The organism is Enterobacter sp. T2 (assembly GCF_010692925.1).
GTDB classification, from domain to species: Bacteria; Pseudomonadota; Gammaproteobacteria; order Enterobacterales; family Enterobacteriaceae; genus Enterobacter; species Enterobacter kobei.
Genome location: NZ_CP048736.1, coordinates 120,225 through 137,386, shown reverse-complemented (window position 1 = coordinate 137,386; position 17,162 = coordinate 120,225). Strand labels below are relative to the sequence as shown.

15 protein-coding genes are annotated in these 17,162 nt (G+C 57.1%); 9 read left to right on the top strand and 6 right to left on the bottom strand.

Going from position 1 to position 17,162, the window contains the following annotated elements; translation table 11 throughout:
* Positions 1-60: 60 nt before the first annotated feature.
* The 5 genes from selB to G0034_RS00670 form a co-directional block, all read right to left on the bottom strand.
* Positions 61-1,908 carry a selenocysteine-specific translation elongation factor gene (gene selB, locus G0034_RS00690; RefSeq protein ID WP_057057600.1) on the bottom strand — a complete coding sequence of 616 codons (1,848 nt, stop codon included), beginning with the start codon at positions 1,906-1,908 and terminating at the stop codon, positions 61-63.
* Positions 1,905-3,290 (bottom strand): L-seryl-tRNA(Sec) selenium transferase, encoded by a 1,386-nt coding sequence (selA, locus tag G0034_RS00685; protein WP_179120418.1) that lies wholly within the window; start codon positions 3,288-3,290, stop codon positions 1,905-1,907. The genes selB and selA overlap by 4 nt, the downstream gene beginning before the upstream one ends.
* A 103-nt stretch (positions 3,291-3,393) precedes the next feature.
* Entirely contained in the window at positions 3,394-4,002 is a 609-nt protein-coding gene (locus G0034_RS00680; RefSeq protein ID WP_014882021.1) for a glutathione S-transferase, read from the bottom strand.
* Positions 4,003-4,092: 90 nt separating this feature from the next.
* Positions 4,093-5,229 carry an HlyD family secretion protein gene (locus G0034_RS00675; protein WP_014882020.1) on the bottom strand — a complete coding sequence of 379 codons (1,137 nt, stop codon included), beginning with the start codon at positions 5,227-5,229 and terminating at the stop codon, positions 4,093-4,095.
* Between the two features lie 2 nt (positions 5,230-5,231).
* On the bottom strand, positions 5,232-5,588 hold the full coding sequence (locus tag G0034_RS00670) for a DUF3302 domain-containing protein (protein ID WP_179120417.1): 357 nt from the start codon (positions 5,586-5,588) through the stop codon (positions 5,232-5,234).
* Positions 5,589-6,249: 661 nt separating this feature from the next.
* Between G0034_RS00670 and G0034_RS00665 the strand changes: the two genes are divergently transcribed.
* The 9 genes from G0034_RS00665 (at position 6,250) to trmL (ending at position 16,339) form a co-directional block, all read left to right on the top strand.
* On the top strand, positions 6,250-8,157 hold the full coding sequence (locus G0034_RS00665; protein WP_045134455.1) for a PTS mannitol transporter subunit IICBA: 1,908 nt from the start codon (positions 6,250-6,252) through the stop codon (positions 8,155-8,157).
* A 102-nt stretch (positions 8,158-8,259) separates the two neighbouring features.
* Positions 8,260-9,408 carry a mannitol-1-phosphate 5-dehydrogenase gene (gene mtlD, locus G0034_RS00660; protein ID WP_014882017.1) on the top strand — a complete coding sequence of 383 codons (1,149 nt, stop codon included), beginning with the start codon at positions 8,260-8,262 and terminating at the stop codon, positions 9,406-9,408.
* Positions 9,405-9,995, top strand: a complete 591-nt coding sequence (gene mtlR, locus G0034_RS00655) for a mannitol operon repressor MtlR (protein ID WP_023331737.1) — start codon at positions 9,405-9,407, stop codon at positions 9,993-9,995. Before mtlD ends, mtlR begins: the two co-directional genes overlap by 4 nt.
* Positions 9,996-10,053: 58 nt before the next feature.
* Positions 10,054-10,416, top strand: a complete 363-nt coding sequence (locus G0034_RS00650) for a YibL family ribosome-associated protein (protein WP_014882015.1) — start codon at positions 10,054-10,056, stop codon at positions 10,414-10,416.
* 271 nt (positions 10,417-10,687) lie between these two features.
* A complete protein-coding gene (gene lldP / locus G0034_RS00645; protein ID WP_014882014.1) occupies positions 10,688-12,343 on the top strand; it encodes an L-lactate permease in 1,656 nt (551 codons plus the stop codon).
* The gene (lldR, locus tag G0034_RS00640) at positions 12,340-13,113 is read left to right on the top strand and encodes a transcriptional regulator LldR (RefSeq protein ID WP_100124598.1); all 774 of its coding nucleotides are present in this window, start codon (positions 12,340-12,342) and stop codon (positions 13,111-13,113) included. Before lldP ends, lldR begins: the two co-directional genes overlap by 4 nt.
* Complete coding sequence (gene lldD / locus G0034_RS00635) at positions 13,110-14,297, top strand: quinone-dependent L-lactate dehydrogenase (RefSeq protein WP_023331735.1); 1,188 nt, start codon at positions 13,110-13,112, stop codon at positions 14,295-14,297. The genes lldR and lldD overlap by 4 nt, the downstream gene beginning before the upstream one ends.
* A 182-nt stretch (positions 14,298-14,479) precedes the next feature.
* Complete coding sequence (locus tag G0034_RS00630; protein ID WP_047625634.1) at positions 14,480-15,820, top strand: MFS transporter; 1,341 nt, start codon at positions 14,480-14,482, stop codon at positions 15,818-15,820.
* A 45-nt stretch (positions 15,821-15,865) separates the two neighbouring features.
* Complete coding sequence (gene trmL / locus G0034_RS00625; protein WP_014882010.1) at positions 15,866-16,339, top strand: tRNA (uridine(34)/cytosine(34)/5-carboxymethylaminomethyluridine(34)-2'-O)-methyltransferase TrmL; 474 nt, start codon at positions 15,866-15,868, stop codon at positions 16,337-16,339.
* Here the strand turns inward: trmL and cysE are convergent.
* A complete protein-coding gene (gene cysE, locus G0034_RS00620) occupies positions 16,336-17,157 on the bottom strand; it encodes a serine O-acetyltransferase (RefSeq protein ID WP_008502718.1) in 822 nt (273 codons plus the stop codon). The genes trmL and cysE overlap by 4 nt on opposite strands.
* Positions 17,158-17,162 lie beyond the last annotated feature (5 nt).

Sequence of the window (17,162 nt, the reverse complement as noted above, 5' to 3'; positions counted from 1 at the left end):
ACAAGGGTAGTCCCGGCTGGCGATTTTCTCGCCAACCGGTAACGGTGTTTACGACGGGGGTCACGGAGTTTCAGGAAATAATAACGAATCTCGCAGAACATGGTCGTTACCGCGGCGACGCGTAAACCCAATACGATTGAAATATTCCAGGATCTGAATCGCCAGCTTGCGCCCTACGTTCAGCCGATCGCGAAAATCGGCTGCACAGGTGGAGCCGCGCGCCTGATCCAGCTCGCGGATCAGGTTAGCAAACGCCACAATGCGATCGTTACGGTAATAACGATCTTTCACGATCGCAACTATCAGCCCCTGCTGCGCCGCGTGGCGTAATACCTGACGCATCGCCTGCTCGTCGGTGTTCGTTTCGCGCGCCAGATCGCGAACCCACCACGGCTCATCACCAAACAGCGAAGCCACTTTCTGCCAGATAACCTCCTGCTCTGCGGTGAATCCGGCTTTGTGATCCGGCAGGTGCAGCCAGCCGTGGTGGCTTTTAATCACCCCGCTTTCGCGCATGTTTTCAATCAGCAGCAGCACCAGCGCATCGTCTTCCATCGGCAGCGCCATGCGGCGCAGACGCTCACGCCCCGGACCAGGCTCATCCTGATGCTGTTCATGATACGTCGCGAGAGTGGTGAGTATTTTGCGCTGCCAGCGTGCGGCAACCGGGGCATTCAACAGGCTATTACCGGCCTGAATAAAGCCCGGCTGCCGGGTCAGCGGGTCTAATCCTTCCCTGCTCAGCTGGCGTGCCCAGGCAAAATCACCCAGGTTCACCGCACCGCGATCGAGATGTACCCGCAGCGCGGCGTTATCATCAGGGGCCTGTGCCAGCGCGGCCAGCCATTGCAGATATTCCGGCTTACGCTTGCCGCGTCGCGGCGAGTTAAGCGCCACCACCCGTGCCCCGGCCAGCGTTTCCCGCGCGGAGATATCCCGCAGAACCAGACGGTCGTTGTCTGCAAGCCAGAGCGGTGAATCGAAAACCAGTTCAGCAAGATCGTTTTCCAGCAGCGACACGCGTCCGGTGATATGGCTGGCCGCGTGGTGAATATGCAGCGGCTGCCACTGAGTCAGCGGCACATTCGTCTGCAGAGAGACAATCACGCGTTCAGACGGCTCTGGCGGAGCATCGGCCAGCAGCCAGTCGCCGCGGTTAAGCTGCTCTTTTTCCGCATCTCCGGCAATATTCAGCGCGATCCGCTGCCCGGCATGCGCCTGCTCTGCGGGCTGGTTCTGTGCATGTAAGCCGCGCACGCGCATTGGTTTGTTAACGCCCGTCAGCCACAGGCTATCGCCCACCTTCACTTCACCGCTCAACGCGGTACCGGTGACCACCAGGCCCGCCCCTTTTACGGTAAATGCCCGATCAATCGCCAGACGGAAGCGATGATGACTTGCGTGGTCACGTGACGTCAGTTGCTGCAAATGGTGACGAAGTTCGTCGATGCCGCGGCCTTCGGTGGCCACGGTGACAAAAATCGGCGCATCGGCAAAACCATACTCTCGTAAGGTGGCCTGCACCCCTTCGCGCACCTCGCCGACGCGCGCGTCATCCACGCGGTCAGCTTTCGTCAGCGCCACGGTCAGCTGCGGGTTGCCGGTCAGCTGGAGGATTGCCAGATGCTCGCGGGTTTGCGCCATCACGCCGTCATCGCAGGCCACGACCAGCAGGGCATGATCAATACCCCCCACCCCCGCCAGCATGTTAGACAGAAACTTCTCGTGCCCTGGTACATCAATAAAACCCAGCACGCGGCCGTCTGGCTGGGGCCAGTAGGCATAGCCCAGGTCGATGGTCATGCCGCGCTTTTTCTCTTCCGGCAGACGATCGGCGTTTATGCCAGTAATCGCCTGCAGCAACGTCGTTTTTCCGTGGTCGACATGACCGGCGGTGGCAATAATCATTTCAACAACATCTCCAGAAATCGCTCTTCATCATCAAGGCAGCGCAGATCCAGCCACATTCGTCCATCGTAAATCCGCCCGATAACCGGCACAGGCATGGCGCGCCAGCGTAACGACAGGGCCTCCAGGTGGCTGCCGCGCCCGTCACGCGGGGTAAACGTGAGCGCTTCGCTCGGCAGCCTGTCCACCGGCAGCGAACCGCTGCCAATCTGCGACTGGCAGGGCTCAATCCGAACGTCAAAATCAGGGTAGTGCGGGGCGATGCGCGGCAGCAATAACTCGGCCTGCGCACGAATCGAGGCGGCATTACGGGTTAAGAGACGCAGCACAGGCAGGCGGTCGGCCAGCTTCTCCGGATGGAGATAGAGCCGCAGCGTCGCATCCAGCGCGGCAAGGGTCATTTTATCGGCTCGCAGGGCGCGCTTGAGCGGATGCTGCTGCAGCCGGGCAATCAGCTCGCGTTTGCCGACGATAATTCCGGCCTGCGGCCCGCCCAGCAGTTTGTCGCCGGAAAAACTCACCAGGCTGACGCCCGCCGCAATCATCTCTTGCGGCATCGGTTCTTTTGGCAAGCCGTACTGGCTCAGGTCCACCAGCGAACCGCTGCCGAGATCGGCAATCACCGGGAGATTCAGTTCGCGCCCAATCTCCGCCAGCTCGGCCTCATCAACCGTTTTGGTGAAGCCTTCTATCTGATAATTGCTGGTGTGAACCTTCATCAGCAGGGCGGTGTTTTCATTCACCGCTGCGCGATAATCTTTCGCATGGGTACGGTTGGTGGTACCGACCTCATGCAGCGTGCAGCCCGCCTGGCGCATCACGTCCGGGATGCGAAACGCCCCGCCAATTTCCACCAGCTCGCCGCGGGATACCACCACCTCTTTGCCACTGGCGGTGGCCGCCAGCATTAGCAGCACCGCTGCGGCGTTGTTATTCACAATGCAGGCATCTTCTGCACCGGTCAGCTGGCACAGCAGATCCGCCAGGGCACGATCGCGATGCCCGCGTCCTGCGCCGTCCAGATCGTACTCCAGCGTCACCGGCGTTCGCATGGCCTGCCCGACCGCAGCCACGGCCTCTTCCGCCTGCTGCGCGCGGCCCAGGTTGGTGTGCAGCACGGTACCGGTAAGGTTGATCACCGGGCGTAATGCGCTTTGCGCGTTCTTGTCCAGCCGATGTTCCACTTCCAGCTCCCACGCGCTACACCAGCCGGGCAAGCTATTTTCTGCCTGAATGGCGCATCGGGCTTCGTCCTGAAGCAGGCGTAACATCTCAACCGTCGCGGTATGGCCGAAACGCTCCACAACAGCATGAATGCGAGGTTCGCGAAGAAGACGAGCGGTAGCGGGGATCTGGCTGTAGAGCGAATGATGAGTAGTCATGAAAGCGCCTGGCGAGTAAATATCTTCCCCCCTCCCGAAGGGAGAGGGAGTTAACATGTGGAGAGATTGTACCGCCTCCTGCAGCGAAGTGTTATAACCCGCGTCAAGCCTTTGGCGGTTCGGTACGGGCAAAGCTCTCGCGGCTAAAGAGCGTTTCAGCCAGCTTCACCAGCAACGGTCGGTCAACGCACCAGCCGGGGGACACGCGGCGGAAATTGAGATACCCGATGGCGCAGGCAATGGCGATGGTGGCCAGGTTCAGGCTGTCGGTGTGAATTTTTCCCTCCCGGATGAGCTGTTCGCACATATCCAGACTGCGGTTGATTTTTTCCCGCTGGCGCAGCAGTTCGTTTTCTGACTGCTGTGCGGCAGGCCTTGCCTGCTCACGCACGGAAGTCAGCGCCGCATCCATAATGCCGTCGGCCAGGGCTTCAATCTGCTTCACCGCCAGCGCCGCTTTTGGGTCAGCCGGCAGCATGGCCGGGGCCACGCCCAACAGCTCGATATACTCCGCAATAATCGGGGAGTCGAACCAGTATTCACCCTCGTCCGTCACCAGCGCCGGAACTTTTCCTAGCGGGTTGTACTGCGCGACGCCGTTTTCAGCGTTGTAGGGCTGTTCATTGACGAATTCGAATGTCATCCCTTTCTCCAGCAGGAGAATCGAGATTTTTCGCACGAAGGGACTGGTGTAGCTACCGATGAGTTTCATTGCCTGATCCTTGATGCCGGAAAAAGGTCAGTATGGATCACGGGATGAAAAAAGGGCAGGTATGGATGTCGCATTCCTGCCCTGGCGGGATTAATGATCGAGGTAGAGGTAGTGCATCCAGCTGGTCATGCGCAGCAACACTTTACGCATTACCGAGACGTGGGCGAAATGGTCTGAATAGACCGCCACCTGGGCATAGATACCGTCTGGTAGCGCATCGACGTCGGCGTTAGGCTCCAGTTCAATCAGCGCCTGTACGCCATCCGTGCCCGGTGTGACGGTCAATGCCTGCAACGCCCCCTGCGCCTGGTACGACCCTCCCGGCACCACCGGCAGGACGCTGGTGAGTTTCCCGGTGAATACCTGGCCCGGCAGCGCATTAAACACCACTTCCGCTTCATCACCCGGCTTAAGACGCAGCAGCGAGTTCTGGCGGAACTGCGCCACAATCTGACGTTTCTGTTCCGGAATAAAGACCATGACCGGACGCAGAGGTAACGCGGCGGCATAGGTCCCCGGACGGATCAGCACCTGGGTGATATAGCCGTTGCTCGGCGCGCGCACCACGGTCTGATCGAGATTGTATTTCGCTTCGGCAAGCTGGGCGCGTAATGAGGCAATCTGCGACTGTTCACCGTTCACCATGCTGTCTAACTGACTTTGAATCTGCGTCTGTTCAGCCACAGAACCTTTCACCAGCGCATCCTGCGCCAGATAGTTCTGCCGCGCGTTGTCGATATCGCTTTCAGAAAACGGGTTCACCTTCGCCCGGCTGCCTTTCAGGTAACGCTGATAATCTTTATACAGGCGGTCACGCTCTGCCGAGACGCGCGTGGTATTAGCGACGGCTTCTGCAAGCTGTGCTTTCAGGCTATCGATATTGTGGGTTGCGGTGACCAGATCGGCCTTGAGTCTGTCGACCCGCGCCTGGTAGCGGCCCGGATCAAGTTTAAATAACACTTCGCCTTTTTTAATGAGCTGGTTGTTTTTATCAGTCACTTCGGTGACCACACCCGTCACCTGCGGTGTAATCGGAATGGAAATAACCGCTTTTTGCGCCGTAAAGGTATACGGATGGTTATAGTTCATTAACAGAATCAGTCCGGCAACAATAAATACCCCACCCAACGTTGCGGTGGCGAGCGTCCACTGATTTACCGGAATGCGGAATATTTTAAAGATCGCCCAAGCAAATGCCACATAGGTCAAAATAATCAACAGATCCATGATTAGCGCTCCAGCGTGTTCTGATCAGCAGTGGGCTGTACCGCCGCCAGCTTTTGTTCTAATTCGGCCACGCGTTTGGACAGCGCATCCATGCCCGGAACCTCATCTGGCTTTGTAATGTGGTTCTGCATGCCCCAACCGCGATCTTCACGGTAGAGCGTGGCCCAAATCCACAGAAACGGCCAGATGGCATGGAGGGTGAACAGGCTAATCCAGCCTGCCGTATGAATCGCATCGGCATGGGGATGATTACGTTTTTTAGCCATATTATAAGGGATATCATGAATAGCGATAATCCCGTAAAAAAGCACCAGAAATACAAAAATCAATACGCCCAACGTAAAATAGTTGAGAAACATATTTTCCTCACTTAAACAACGTCAACTCATTAAACGAATAAAACAGCACGCAGCCTAATTAATTTATTTTTAAATTTAAAAGGCACACTGGTTATTTCAGAGCCGGGGAGTATCGGTTTTTATAATATCTCCATGCAAGTTTATAAACGTGTCAAAATATAACCTGAATAATAATATACTTAACCTTACATTATGAGCGTAATCCACCTTTTAACTTTTCGCCATACCACACATGAAAAGTGGTTTTTTAGCTTTACGTGTCACGCAAGACTATCCTGACGCCAATTCGCAAAGCAGAGTTTGCCGCCGATCACAGCCAGAGAAATCTGCATAAAAATATTTTGTGAAATCAGTCACAATCCAGAAACAAACCCACAAAACAAAAATGCGATCGCAATCACAGAAACGCGTAGTTTTTGCTTTGTTTTTCGCCATCGTATTTTTTTTACCCACTAATTTTGTGATTCATATCACGTCATTGAATGCCACACCCCCTACATTTACGTGACGTATGTCACACAAATTTTCACTGTCTGGACAGTTGAACGATTCAGTGCCAGATTTCACAGCATCAGAACAGGGCCCGGCTACCTCTGCCGCCGCACATTAACGATAAACCTCGGGCCGCAAGCCTAAGCGTAAACATAAGAAGGGGTGTTTTATGTCATCCGATTTCAAGATCAAAGTTCAAAGCTTTGGTCGTTTCCTCAGCAACATGGTGATGCCAAATATCGGCGCGTTTATCGCGTGGGGTATTATCACCGCATTGTTCATTCCGACAGGGTGGTTGCCTAACGAAACGCTGGCGAAACTTGTTGGCCCTATGATTACTTACCTCCTGCCGCTGCTCATCGGTTATACCGGTGGTCGTCTGGTAGGCGGTGACCGTGGTGGCGTTGTGGGTGCCATCACCACAATGGGTGTTATCGTCGGTGCGGATATGCCGATGTTCCTCGGTGCCATGATTGCCGGTCCTCTGGGCGGCTGGGCGATTAAGAAATTCGACGTCTGGGTAGATGGTAAGATCAAATCCGGCTTCGAAATGCTGGTGAACAACTTCTCTGCGGGCATCATCGGGATGATCCTCGCGATTCTGGCGTTCCTCGGCATTGGCCCTGCGGTTGAAGTGCTGTCTAAAATTCTGGCGGCAGGCGTTAACTTTATGGTGGCGCACGACATGCTGCCGCTGGCGTCTATCTTCGTTGAACCGGCGAAAATCCTGTTCCTTAATAACGCCATCAACCACGGTATCTTCTCGCCGCTGGGTATTCAGCAGTCTCACGATCTCGGTAAGTCCATCTTCTTCCTGATTGAAGCAAACCCAGGTCCGGGTATGGGCGTTCTGCTGGCATACATGTTCTTTGGTCGCGGCAGCGCTAAGCAGTCTGCTGGCGGTGCGGCTATCATCCACTTCCTGGGCGGTATCCACGAAATTTACTTCCCGTACGTGCTGATGAACCCACGCCTGATCCTGGCCGTTATCCTCGGCGGTATGACCGGCGTGTTCACCCTGAGCGTGCTGGGCGGCGGTCTGGTCTCTCCTGCTTCTCCAGGCTCTATCCTGGCCGTGCTGGCCATGACCCCGAAAGGTGCCTACTTCGCTAACATCGCGGCTATCTGTGCGGCCATGGCGGTCTCCTTCGTGGTTTCTTCTATCCTGCTGAAAACCAGCAAAGTGAAAGAAGATGACGATATCGAAGCGGCAACCCGCCGTATGCACGACATGAAAGCGGAATCCAAAGGCGCGACCCCGCTGGCGGCTGGCGATGTCTCTAACGACCTGAGCCACGTGCGTAAAATCATCGTTGCTTGTGATGCCGGTATGGGCTCCAGTGCAATGGGTGCCGGCGTGCTGCGTAAGAAAGTACAGGATGCGGGCCTGACCAACATCTCCGTGACCAACAGCGCAATTAACAGTCTGCCGCCGGACGTTGACCTGGTGATCACCCACCGCGATCTGACCGAACGCGCCATGCGTCAGGTACCGCAGGCACAGCACATTTCGCTGACTAACTTCCTCGACAGCGGCCTGTACACCAGCCTGACCGAACGTCTGGTTGCCGCGCAGCGTCATGAAGATAACGAAGTGAAAGTGCGCACCAGCCTGCAGGATAGCTTTGACGAGAGTAATGCCCACCTGTTTAAACTGGGTGCGGAGAACATCTTCCTCGGCCGTACCGCGGCTACTAAAGAAGAAGCGATTCGCTTTGCCGGTGAACAGCTGGTAAAAGGCGGTTACGTTCAGCCTGAATATGTCGATGCGATGCTGGAACGCGAAAAACTGACCCCGACCTATCTCGGTGAATCCATCGCGGTTCCACACGGTACCGTTGAGGCGAAAGACCGCGTGCTGAAAACCGGTGTGGTGTTCTGTCAGTATCCTGATGGCGTACGCTTCGGTGAAGAAGAAGATGACATCGCCCGTCTGGTGATTGGTATCGCCGCTCGCAACAACGAGCATATCCAGGTGATCACCAGCCTGACCAACGCCCTGGACGATGAGTCCGTTATCGAGCGTCTGGCCAAAACCACCAGCGTTGAAGAAGTTCTGGCACTGCTGAACAAATAACAGCGCCTCTTCCCTCTCCCCCCGGGGAGAGGGCTAGGGTGAGGGGGAGAAAGCTCCTCACCCCAGCCCTCTCGGGTAAAAACATTGATGAAGGTTAACACTATGAAAGCATTACATTTTGGCGCAGGTAACATCGGTCGTGGTTTTATCGGCAAACTGCTGGCAGACGCGGGCATTACGCTGACGTTCGCCGATGTGAATCAGGTGGTCCTGGATGCCCTGAATGCCCGTCATAGCTATCAGGTCCATGTGGTGGGCGAAAACGAGCAGGTCGATACCGTCTCAGGCGTGAACGCGGTCAGCAGCATTGGCGACGACGTAATCGACCTGATTGCCAGCGTTGACCTTATCACCACGGCGGTAGGCCCGGTGGTTCTGGAGCGTATCGCCCCGGCGGTGGCTAAAGGCCTGGCAAAACGTAAAGCGCAGGGCATCGACACCCCGCTGAACATCATCGCTTGTGAAAACATGGTACGCGGCACCACACAGCTGAAAGGCCATGTCATGGCGGCCGTGGCTGACGAGGATAAAGCCTGGGTCGACGCGCACGTTGGGTTTGTGGATTCCGCCGTGGACCGCATCGTTCCGCCGTCAGCATCCGCCACCCACGACCCGCTGGAAGTGACCGTGGAAACCTTCAGCGAGTGGATCGTCGATAAAACTCAGTTTAAAGGTGCACTGCCAACTATTCCGGGAATGGAATTAACCGATAACCTGATGGCATTTGTCGAACGCAAACTCTTCACGCTGAACACCGGGCATGCTATAACCGCGTACCTCGGAAAATTGGCCGGTCATCAGACCATTCGCGATGCGATCCTCGATGAGAAAATCCGCGCGGTGGTAAAAGGGGCCATGGAAGAGAGCGGCGCGGTGCTGATCAAACGCTACGGTTTTGATGCTGATAAACACGCAGCCTACATCCAGAAAATCCTCGGTCGCTTTGAAAACCCGTATCTGAAAGATGATGTTGAGCGCGTGGGACGTCAACCGCTGCGTAAGCTGAGTGCAGGCGACCGTCTGATTAAGCCGCTGCTCGGCACGCTGGAATACGGTCTGCCGCATGCCAACCTGGTGAAAGGGATTGCCGCTGCAATGCACTACCGCAGCGATCAGGACCCGCAGGCGATCGAGCTGGCTCAGCTGATTGATGACAAAGGCGCGCAGGCTGCGCTGGCGCAGATTTCCGGTCTGGACGCCAATAGCGACGTGGTTGTGGAGGCGGTTAACGCATACAACGCAACCAAATGATGCACAGTGTGGCGCAGGTTAGCCTGCGCCCAGATAACAGATTGTCAGATATGCAGGCAATAATGGAACAAACCCAGGCCTTTGAAAATCGTGTGCTTGAGCGTCTGAATGCTGGCAAAACCGTACGAAGCTTCCTGATTGCCGCCGTCGAGCTGTTAACCGAGGCGGTAAATATCCTGGTGCTTCAGGTGTTTCGCAAAGACGACTACGCGGTAAAATATGCTGTAGAACCGTTACTGGACGGCGATGGACCGCTGGGCGATTTATCGGTGCGTCTGAAGCTGATTTACGGTCTTGGCGTGCTGAACCGGCAAGAGTACGAAGATGCAGAGCTGTTAATGGCGCTACGTGAGGAGCTCAATCATGACGGTAACGAATACGCCTTTACCGATGATGAGATCCTGGGGCCCTTCGGCGAGCTGCATTGCGTGGCCGCGCTGCCCCCTGCCCCTCATTTCGACAGCAGCGACCCTGAGCTATACGCGATGCAAAAGCTGCGTTATCAGCAGGTTGTCCGCTCCACGATGGTCCTTTCCCTGACTGAGCTGATTTCCCGGATCAGCTTAAAAAAAGCGTTTCAGAAGTAAGCCTGCTCACATTGGTGTATCCTTCCCTGTAAATTCCCCGTTTTCAGAGTTATTTGTCATGAAAGAAGTCGAAAAGAACGAAATTAAACGCCTGAGCGACCGCCTGGATCTGATCCGTCACCAGATGGCGGGTCTGTCACTGGTCGATTCCGCCGAGAAGTACGCCGAGCTGGAGAAAGAGACCGCGAAGCTGGAGGCAGAGATCGAGCGCCTGCGGGAAGTAAAAGGCCAGAAGCTGAGCAACGAAGCGCAGAAGCTGATGAACATGCCACACCGCCGCGCAATCACTAAAAAAGAACAGGCTGACATGGGCAAGCTGAAGAAAAGCGTCCGTGGCCTGGTGGTCGTGCACCCGATGACCGAGCTTGGCCGTGAAATGGGCCTGAAAGAGATGACGGGTTTTTGTAAGACGGCGTTTTGATTTCATGCCGGGTGGCGCTGCGCTTACCCGGCCTACTCTTTTCCCCTTCGCGTGAATTGGTCCAACCAATTGCGCAATCAATCCTCCCCTGGTTCACAATTCCATTATTTCCGCTCACAAAACCATTGCCACTCCATAACATCTGATTAACCATTTGTTGTCATTAACCCTACAACACAACATTGGCAGGACCACTTTTACATAACCTGTGATGCAGAGATGAGCGGAGACTCACCCGCCGCGCAGGTTATCTGGTCCCCAGGAGACCTGCATGAGCCTCTGGCAACAAAACTACGACCCGGCCGGAAATATCTGGCTGTCGAGCCTGATCGCATCGCTTCCGATCCTGTTCTTCTTCTTTGCGCTGATTAAGCTCAAGCTGAAGGGCTACCTTGCCGCGACGTACACCGTTGCCATCGCTCTGCTGGTGGCGCTGTTCTTCTACAAAATGCCGGTCGATCGCGCGCTGGCCTCCGTTGTCTACGGTTTCTTCTACGGTCTGTGGCCAATTGCGTGGATCATCATCGCCGCTGTCTTTGTCTATAAAATCTCGGTGAAAACCGGGCAGTTCGACATCATTCGCTCGTCGATTCTCTCCATCACACCGGACCAGCGCCTGCAGATGCTGATTGTCGGCTTCTCCTTCGGGGCGTTTTTGGAAGGTGCCGCCGGATTTGGCGCACCGGTCGCCATTACGGCCGCCCTGCTGGTGGGCCTCGGCTTTAACCCGCTTTATGCCGCGGGCCTGTGCCTGATTGTGAACACCGCCCCGGTGGCGTTTGGCGCAATGGGGATTCCGATTCTGGTCGCCGGACAGGTGACCGGGCTGGATAGCTTTGAGATCGGCCAGATGGTGGGTCGCCAGTTGCCGTTCCTGACCATCATCGTGCTGTTCTGGATCATGGCGATTATGGACGGCTGGCGCGGCGTGAAAGAGACGTGGCCTGCTGTAATGGTGGCGGGCGGTTCGTTCGCCATCGCGCAATACCTGAGCTCAAACTTCCTCGGTCCGGAGCTGCCGGACATTATCTCGTCGCTGGTCTCGCTGGTCTGCCTGACCCTGTTCCTGAAACGCTGGCAGCCGGTACGTATTTTCCGCTTCGCCGACATGGGTGCCTCGCAGGTCGATCAAACCCTGGCACGCACGGGCTATACCGCAGGGCAGGTGATCCGTGCCTGGTCACCGTTCCTGTTCCTGACCGCAACGGTAACGCTGTGGAGCATCCCGCCGTTTAAAGCCCTGTTCGCCCCGGGCGGCGCGCTGTACGACATGGTGATTAATATCTCCGTGCCGTTCCTCGACAAAATGGTCGCCCGCATGCCGCCAGTCGTGCATGCCGCCACTCCGTATGCCGCGGTCTATAAGTTCGACTGGTTCTCCGCCACCGGGACCGCCATCCTGTTTGCCGCGATCCTTTCCGTGGTGTGGCTGCGCATGAAGCCTGCCGCCGCGGTGCAGACCTTTGCAGCGACGATTAAAGAGCTGATGCTGCCGATTTACTCCATCGGCATGGTGCTGGCGTTCGCGTTTATCTCGAACTACTCCGGCCTGTCATCGACGCTGGCACTGGCGCTGGCCCATACCAGCCACGCCTTCACCTTCTTCTCACCGTTCCTCGGCTGGCTGGGTGTGTTCCTGACCGGGTCAGATACCTCGTCGAACGCCCTGTTTGCTGCACTGCAGGCTACGGCAGCCCAGCAGATTGGCGTGTCGGATGTCCTGCTGGTCGCTGCGAACACCACCGGCGGCGTGACCGGGAAAATGATCTCCCCGCAATCCATCGCCATTGCCTGTGCGGCGGTGGGACTGGTCGGTAAAGAGTCGGATCTGTTCCGCTTTACCGTAAAACACAGCCTGATATTCACCTGCATGGTCGGGGTGATCACCACCCTGCAGGCTTATGTCTTAACCTGGATGATCCCATGATAGTGATGCCCAGACGCCTGTCCGACGAGATAGCCTCTCGCGTACGGGCGCTGATTGAAGAACAACAGCTGGAAGCGGGCATGAAGTTGCCCGCTGAACGCCAGCTCGCCACCCAGCTTGGTGTATCGCGTAATTCCCTGCGTGAAGCGCTGGCCACGCTGGTCAGCGAAGGGGTACTGGTGAGCCGTCGCGGCGGCGGCACCTTTGTGCGCTGGCAGCATGACGACTGGTCCGAGCAAAACATCGTTCAGCCGCTGAAGACGCTGATGGAAAATGACCCGGACTACAGCTTTGACATCCTCGAAGCGCGTCACGCCATCGAGACCAGCACCGCCTGGCATGCGGCCATGCGGGCAACCGAGGCCGACAAAGAGAAGCTCAAAGCCTGCTTTGAGGCCACGCAAAGCAGCGACCCGGATATCGCCTCCCAGGCTGACGTGCGTTTTCACCTGGCCATTGCCGAAGCGTCGCACAATGTGGTTCTGCTCCAGACCATGCGCGGGTTCTTCGACCTGTTGCAATCCTCCGTCAAACAAAGCCGCCAGCGCATGTACCTGGTTCCGCCGGTGTTTGCCCAGCTGACTGAACAACACGAGGCGGTGCTTAACGCCATTCTGACCGGTGATGCCGAGGCCGCACGCAAGGCGATGATGGCGCATCTCGGCTTCGTTCACACCACCATTAAACGATTCGATGAAGACCAGGCCCGACAGGCGCGTATTACCCGTCTGCCTGGCGAGAGTGATATTTCCAGGGAGAACAAAGCATGATCATTTCAGCAGCCAGTGACTATCGCGCCGCGGCGCAGCGCATTTTGCCCCCGTTCCTGTTCCACTACATCGACGGCGGGGCGTATGCCGAATACACCCTGCGCCGCAATGTGGAAGACTTGTCAGAGGTGGCCCTGCGTCAGCGCGTGCTGAAGAATATGTCTGACCTGAGCCTTGAGACGACGCTGTTCAACGAAACGCTCTCCATGCCGGTCGCTCTCGCCCCCGTCGGCCTGTGCGGTATGTACGCCCGTCGTGGCGAAGTGCAGGCGGCGGCGGCCGCGGATGCCAGGGGTATTCCGTTTACCCTCTCTACCGTCTCCGTCTGCCCGATTGAAGAGGTCGCGCCGACCATCAAGCGTCCGATGTGGTTCCAGCTGTACGTCCTGCGCGATCGCGGTTTTATGCGCAACGCGCTGGAGCGCGCCAAAGCGGCGGGCTGTTCCACGCTGGTCTTTACCGTCGATATGCCAACGCCGGGCGCGCGCTACCGCGACGCCCACTCCGGCATGAGCGGCCCGAATGCCGCTCTGCGCCGCTACTGGCAGGCGGTGACGCACCCGCAGTGGGCGTGGGATGTGGGTCTGAACGGACGTCCGCACGATCTGGGCAACATCTCGGCTTACCTCGGTAAACCGACCGGGCTGGAAGATTACATCGGCTGGCTGGCGAACAACTTCGATCCGTCCATCTCCTGGAAAGACCTGGAGTGGATCCGCGAATTCTGGGACGGCCCGATGGTGATCAAAGGGATCCTCGACCCGGAAGATGCCCGCGACGCGGTACGTTTTGGCGCAGACGGCATTGTGGTCTCAAACCACGGCGGGCGTCAGCTCGACGGTGTGCTCTCCTCCGCACGCGCGCTGCCCGCCATTGCCGATGCGGTGAAAGGCGATATCGCGATTCTGGCCGACAGCGGCATTCGCAACGGGCTGGACGTGGTACGCATGATCGCGCTTGGCGCCGACAGCGTGCTGCTGGGCCGTGCGTATCTGTACGCGCTGGCGACGGCAGGTCAGGCTGGCGTGGCGAACCTGCTTGACCTGATCGAAAAAGAGATGAAAGTCGCGATGACGCTGACCGGTGCGAAAACCATTAGCGAAATCAGCAAAGACTCTCTGGTGCAGGAGTTAAGTCGATTACCGGCGGCGCTGGCTCCCCTTGCGCAGGGAAACGCTGCCTGAATACCCCTCCTGTTAACACCGCTGTTCACGCGCCCGGTTCCCCCTTCGGGCGCTTTTTTTTGCCGAAAATAACACTTAGATAACAAATTGGATAAGAAAATTTGACATATTTACTCCCTCCGCAATTGTATAGACAAGCAAATACAAGAACACAAAAACAACATCACATCGGAGAGGAGCATATGACGTATTCAGGCAAAGTGGATATTCAGCAGGTGATCGATGAGAGTCCCTTTTCAGGGTTTCACTGGCTTCTTATCGTACTGGGCTTTCTGGTTCTGGCGATCGATGGATTTGATACCGCAGCAATGGGTTACATCGCCCCTACGCTGTCGGCAGAATGGGGGATACATAAACAGGATCTGGGGCCGGTGCTGAGCGCAGCCCTGCTGGGCTTGTCGCTGGGTGCCCTCATTGCAGGCCCGGTATCGGACAAGATGGGGCGCAAGCGCGTGCTGGTCTTCTCCTGCCTGTTCTTCGGTCTTGCAAGCCTGGGCACGGCCTGGGCGCAAACGCTGAATACGCTGACGCTGTGGCGGTTTCTGACGGGCCTTGGCCTCGGTGCCGCAATGCCAAACGCCATCACGCTGATTTCCGAGTTTGCCCCCCAGCGCTGCCGCGCCATGGCGATTAATACCATGTACTGCGGCTTCCCTCTGGGTGCCGCAGGGGGTGGTGCGATCTCTTCGTGGCTTATTCCCCACCATGGCTGGCGAAGCGTGCTGCTGACGGGTGCAATTGCGCCGCTGATTTTGACGCTGCTGCTGGCGCTGTTTTTGCCGGAGTCGGTGAAGTTTCTGGTGCAGCGCGGGAAGGAGGTCATGCAGATCCGCCGTATCGCCAGCCGGTTCAGCCGCAGCACCCTGGAGAGCGTTACCGGCTTTTTCCTGGCCGAGGAAAAAGTCGCTTCTAAGAAAGGGAGCGTGGCGCAGCTCTTCTCCATGCCCTGGCTGCCCGGCACACTGATGCTGTGGGTCACTTACTTTATGGGGCTGGTGATTTACTACGTCCTGCTGAGCTGGATGCCGACCCTGATGCAGGGGATGGGCTATGCGCTGGCGGAATCCGCCTGGCTCACCTCGCTGTTCACCTTCGGCGGTACCGCAGGCATTCTGCTCGCGGGCTGGATGATGGATCGCTGGGAGGCACACAAAGTGGTCGCGGGTGGCTTTGTGCTGACAATGGGTCTCATTCTGTTACTGGGCATTGAGCATAATCATATCGCCCTGTTTGGCGGGTTGATTTTCCTGATGGGGATCGCGATGAACGGGGCGCAATCGGGCATGCAAACCCTGGCAGCGACTTTTTACCCAACAGAGTGCCGCGCAACGGGTATTGCCTGGATGCAGGGGATCGGCCGCTTTGGCGGCGTGGCGGGAACCATGACCAGCGCTCAGCTGCTTTCCCTGCAGTGGCAGGCGGACAGTATTTTGATGATCCTCAGCGTGCCTGCCCTGGTCGCCGCAGCGGCAACGTGCTACAAAATGCTGCGTTGCCGTGCGCAGGAACCTGGCGTCGCGTAATTCCTCACTTTTCTGCTATTCTGCCCCCGCAATTAAGGGGGCAGCATGCTTAACATCGTTTTATTCGAACCAGAAATTCCGCCGAATACCGGCAATATCATCCGCCTGTGTGCCAACACCGGCTTTCGTCTGCACATCATTGAGCCGATGGGCTTTACGTGGGACGACAAGCGTCTGCGTCGCGCGGGGCTGGATTACCATGAATTTACTGCCGTCGTGCGCCATCATGATTACGCCGCGTTTCTGGAAAGCGAAAAGCCGCAGCGCATGTTCGCCCTGACCACCAAAGGCACGCCAGCGCACAGCGCCGTGAGCTATCAGGACGGTGACTATCTGATGTTTGGCCCGGAAACCCGCGGCCTGCCAGCCACGATTCTGGATGCCCTGCCCGCTGAGCAGAAAATCCGTATTCCGATGATGCCGGACAGCCGCAGCATGAACCTGTCGAACGCGGTGTCGGTGGTGGTGTATGAAGCATGGCGCCAGCTGGGGTACCCGGGCGCCATTCTCAGAAGTTAAATGCCGTCACCATACTCAAACGTATGGTGGATACCGTTGAAGTGCTGATCCATATCCATGGACGGCTTATCGCTGTCTGGTTTGCCGACGATACGCGCCGGTACGCCAGCCGCGGTGGTGTGCGGCGGAACCGGCTGGAGCACAACCGACCCTGCGCCAATCTTCGCGCCGCGTCCGACTTCGATGTTGCCGAGGATTTTGGCACCCGCGCCAATCATCACCCCTTCACGAATTTTCGGATGGCGATCGCCGCTGGTTTTACCGGTACCGCCAAGGGTAACCGACTGCAGGATCGAAACGTCGTCTTCAATCACCGCCGTCTCACCCACAACAATGCCGGTGGCGTGGTCGAGCATAATTCCACGGCCAATTTTCGCTGCCGGGTGAATATCGACCTGGAAGGTCACGGAGACCTGATTTTGCAGGAAGATTGCCAGCGCGCGGCGGCCTTCATTCCATAGCCAGTGGCCGATGCGATACGCCTGCAGGGCGTGGAAGCCTTTCAGGTATAGCAGAGGCGTAGAGTATTTATCTACCGCCGGGTCACGCGTACGCACGGCCTGAATATCACAGGCGGCAGAGGCGATCATTTCCGGGTCAGCGGCGTATGCCTCCTCCACCACTTCGCGGATGGCGATAGCAGGCATAATCGAGGAGGCCAGCTTGTTGGCGAGCATGTAGCTGAGAGCACTGCCAAGGTTTTCGTGTTTGAGTAGCGTAGCGTGGTAAAAACTGGCCAGCATAGGCTCACAGTCGGCCAGCGCCCGGGCTTCGGCTTTAATATTGTTCCAGACGATATCCAGTTCTTCACACGGCATTGCTT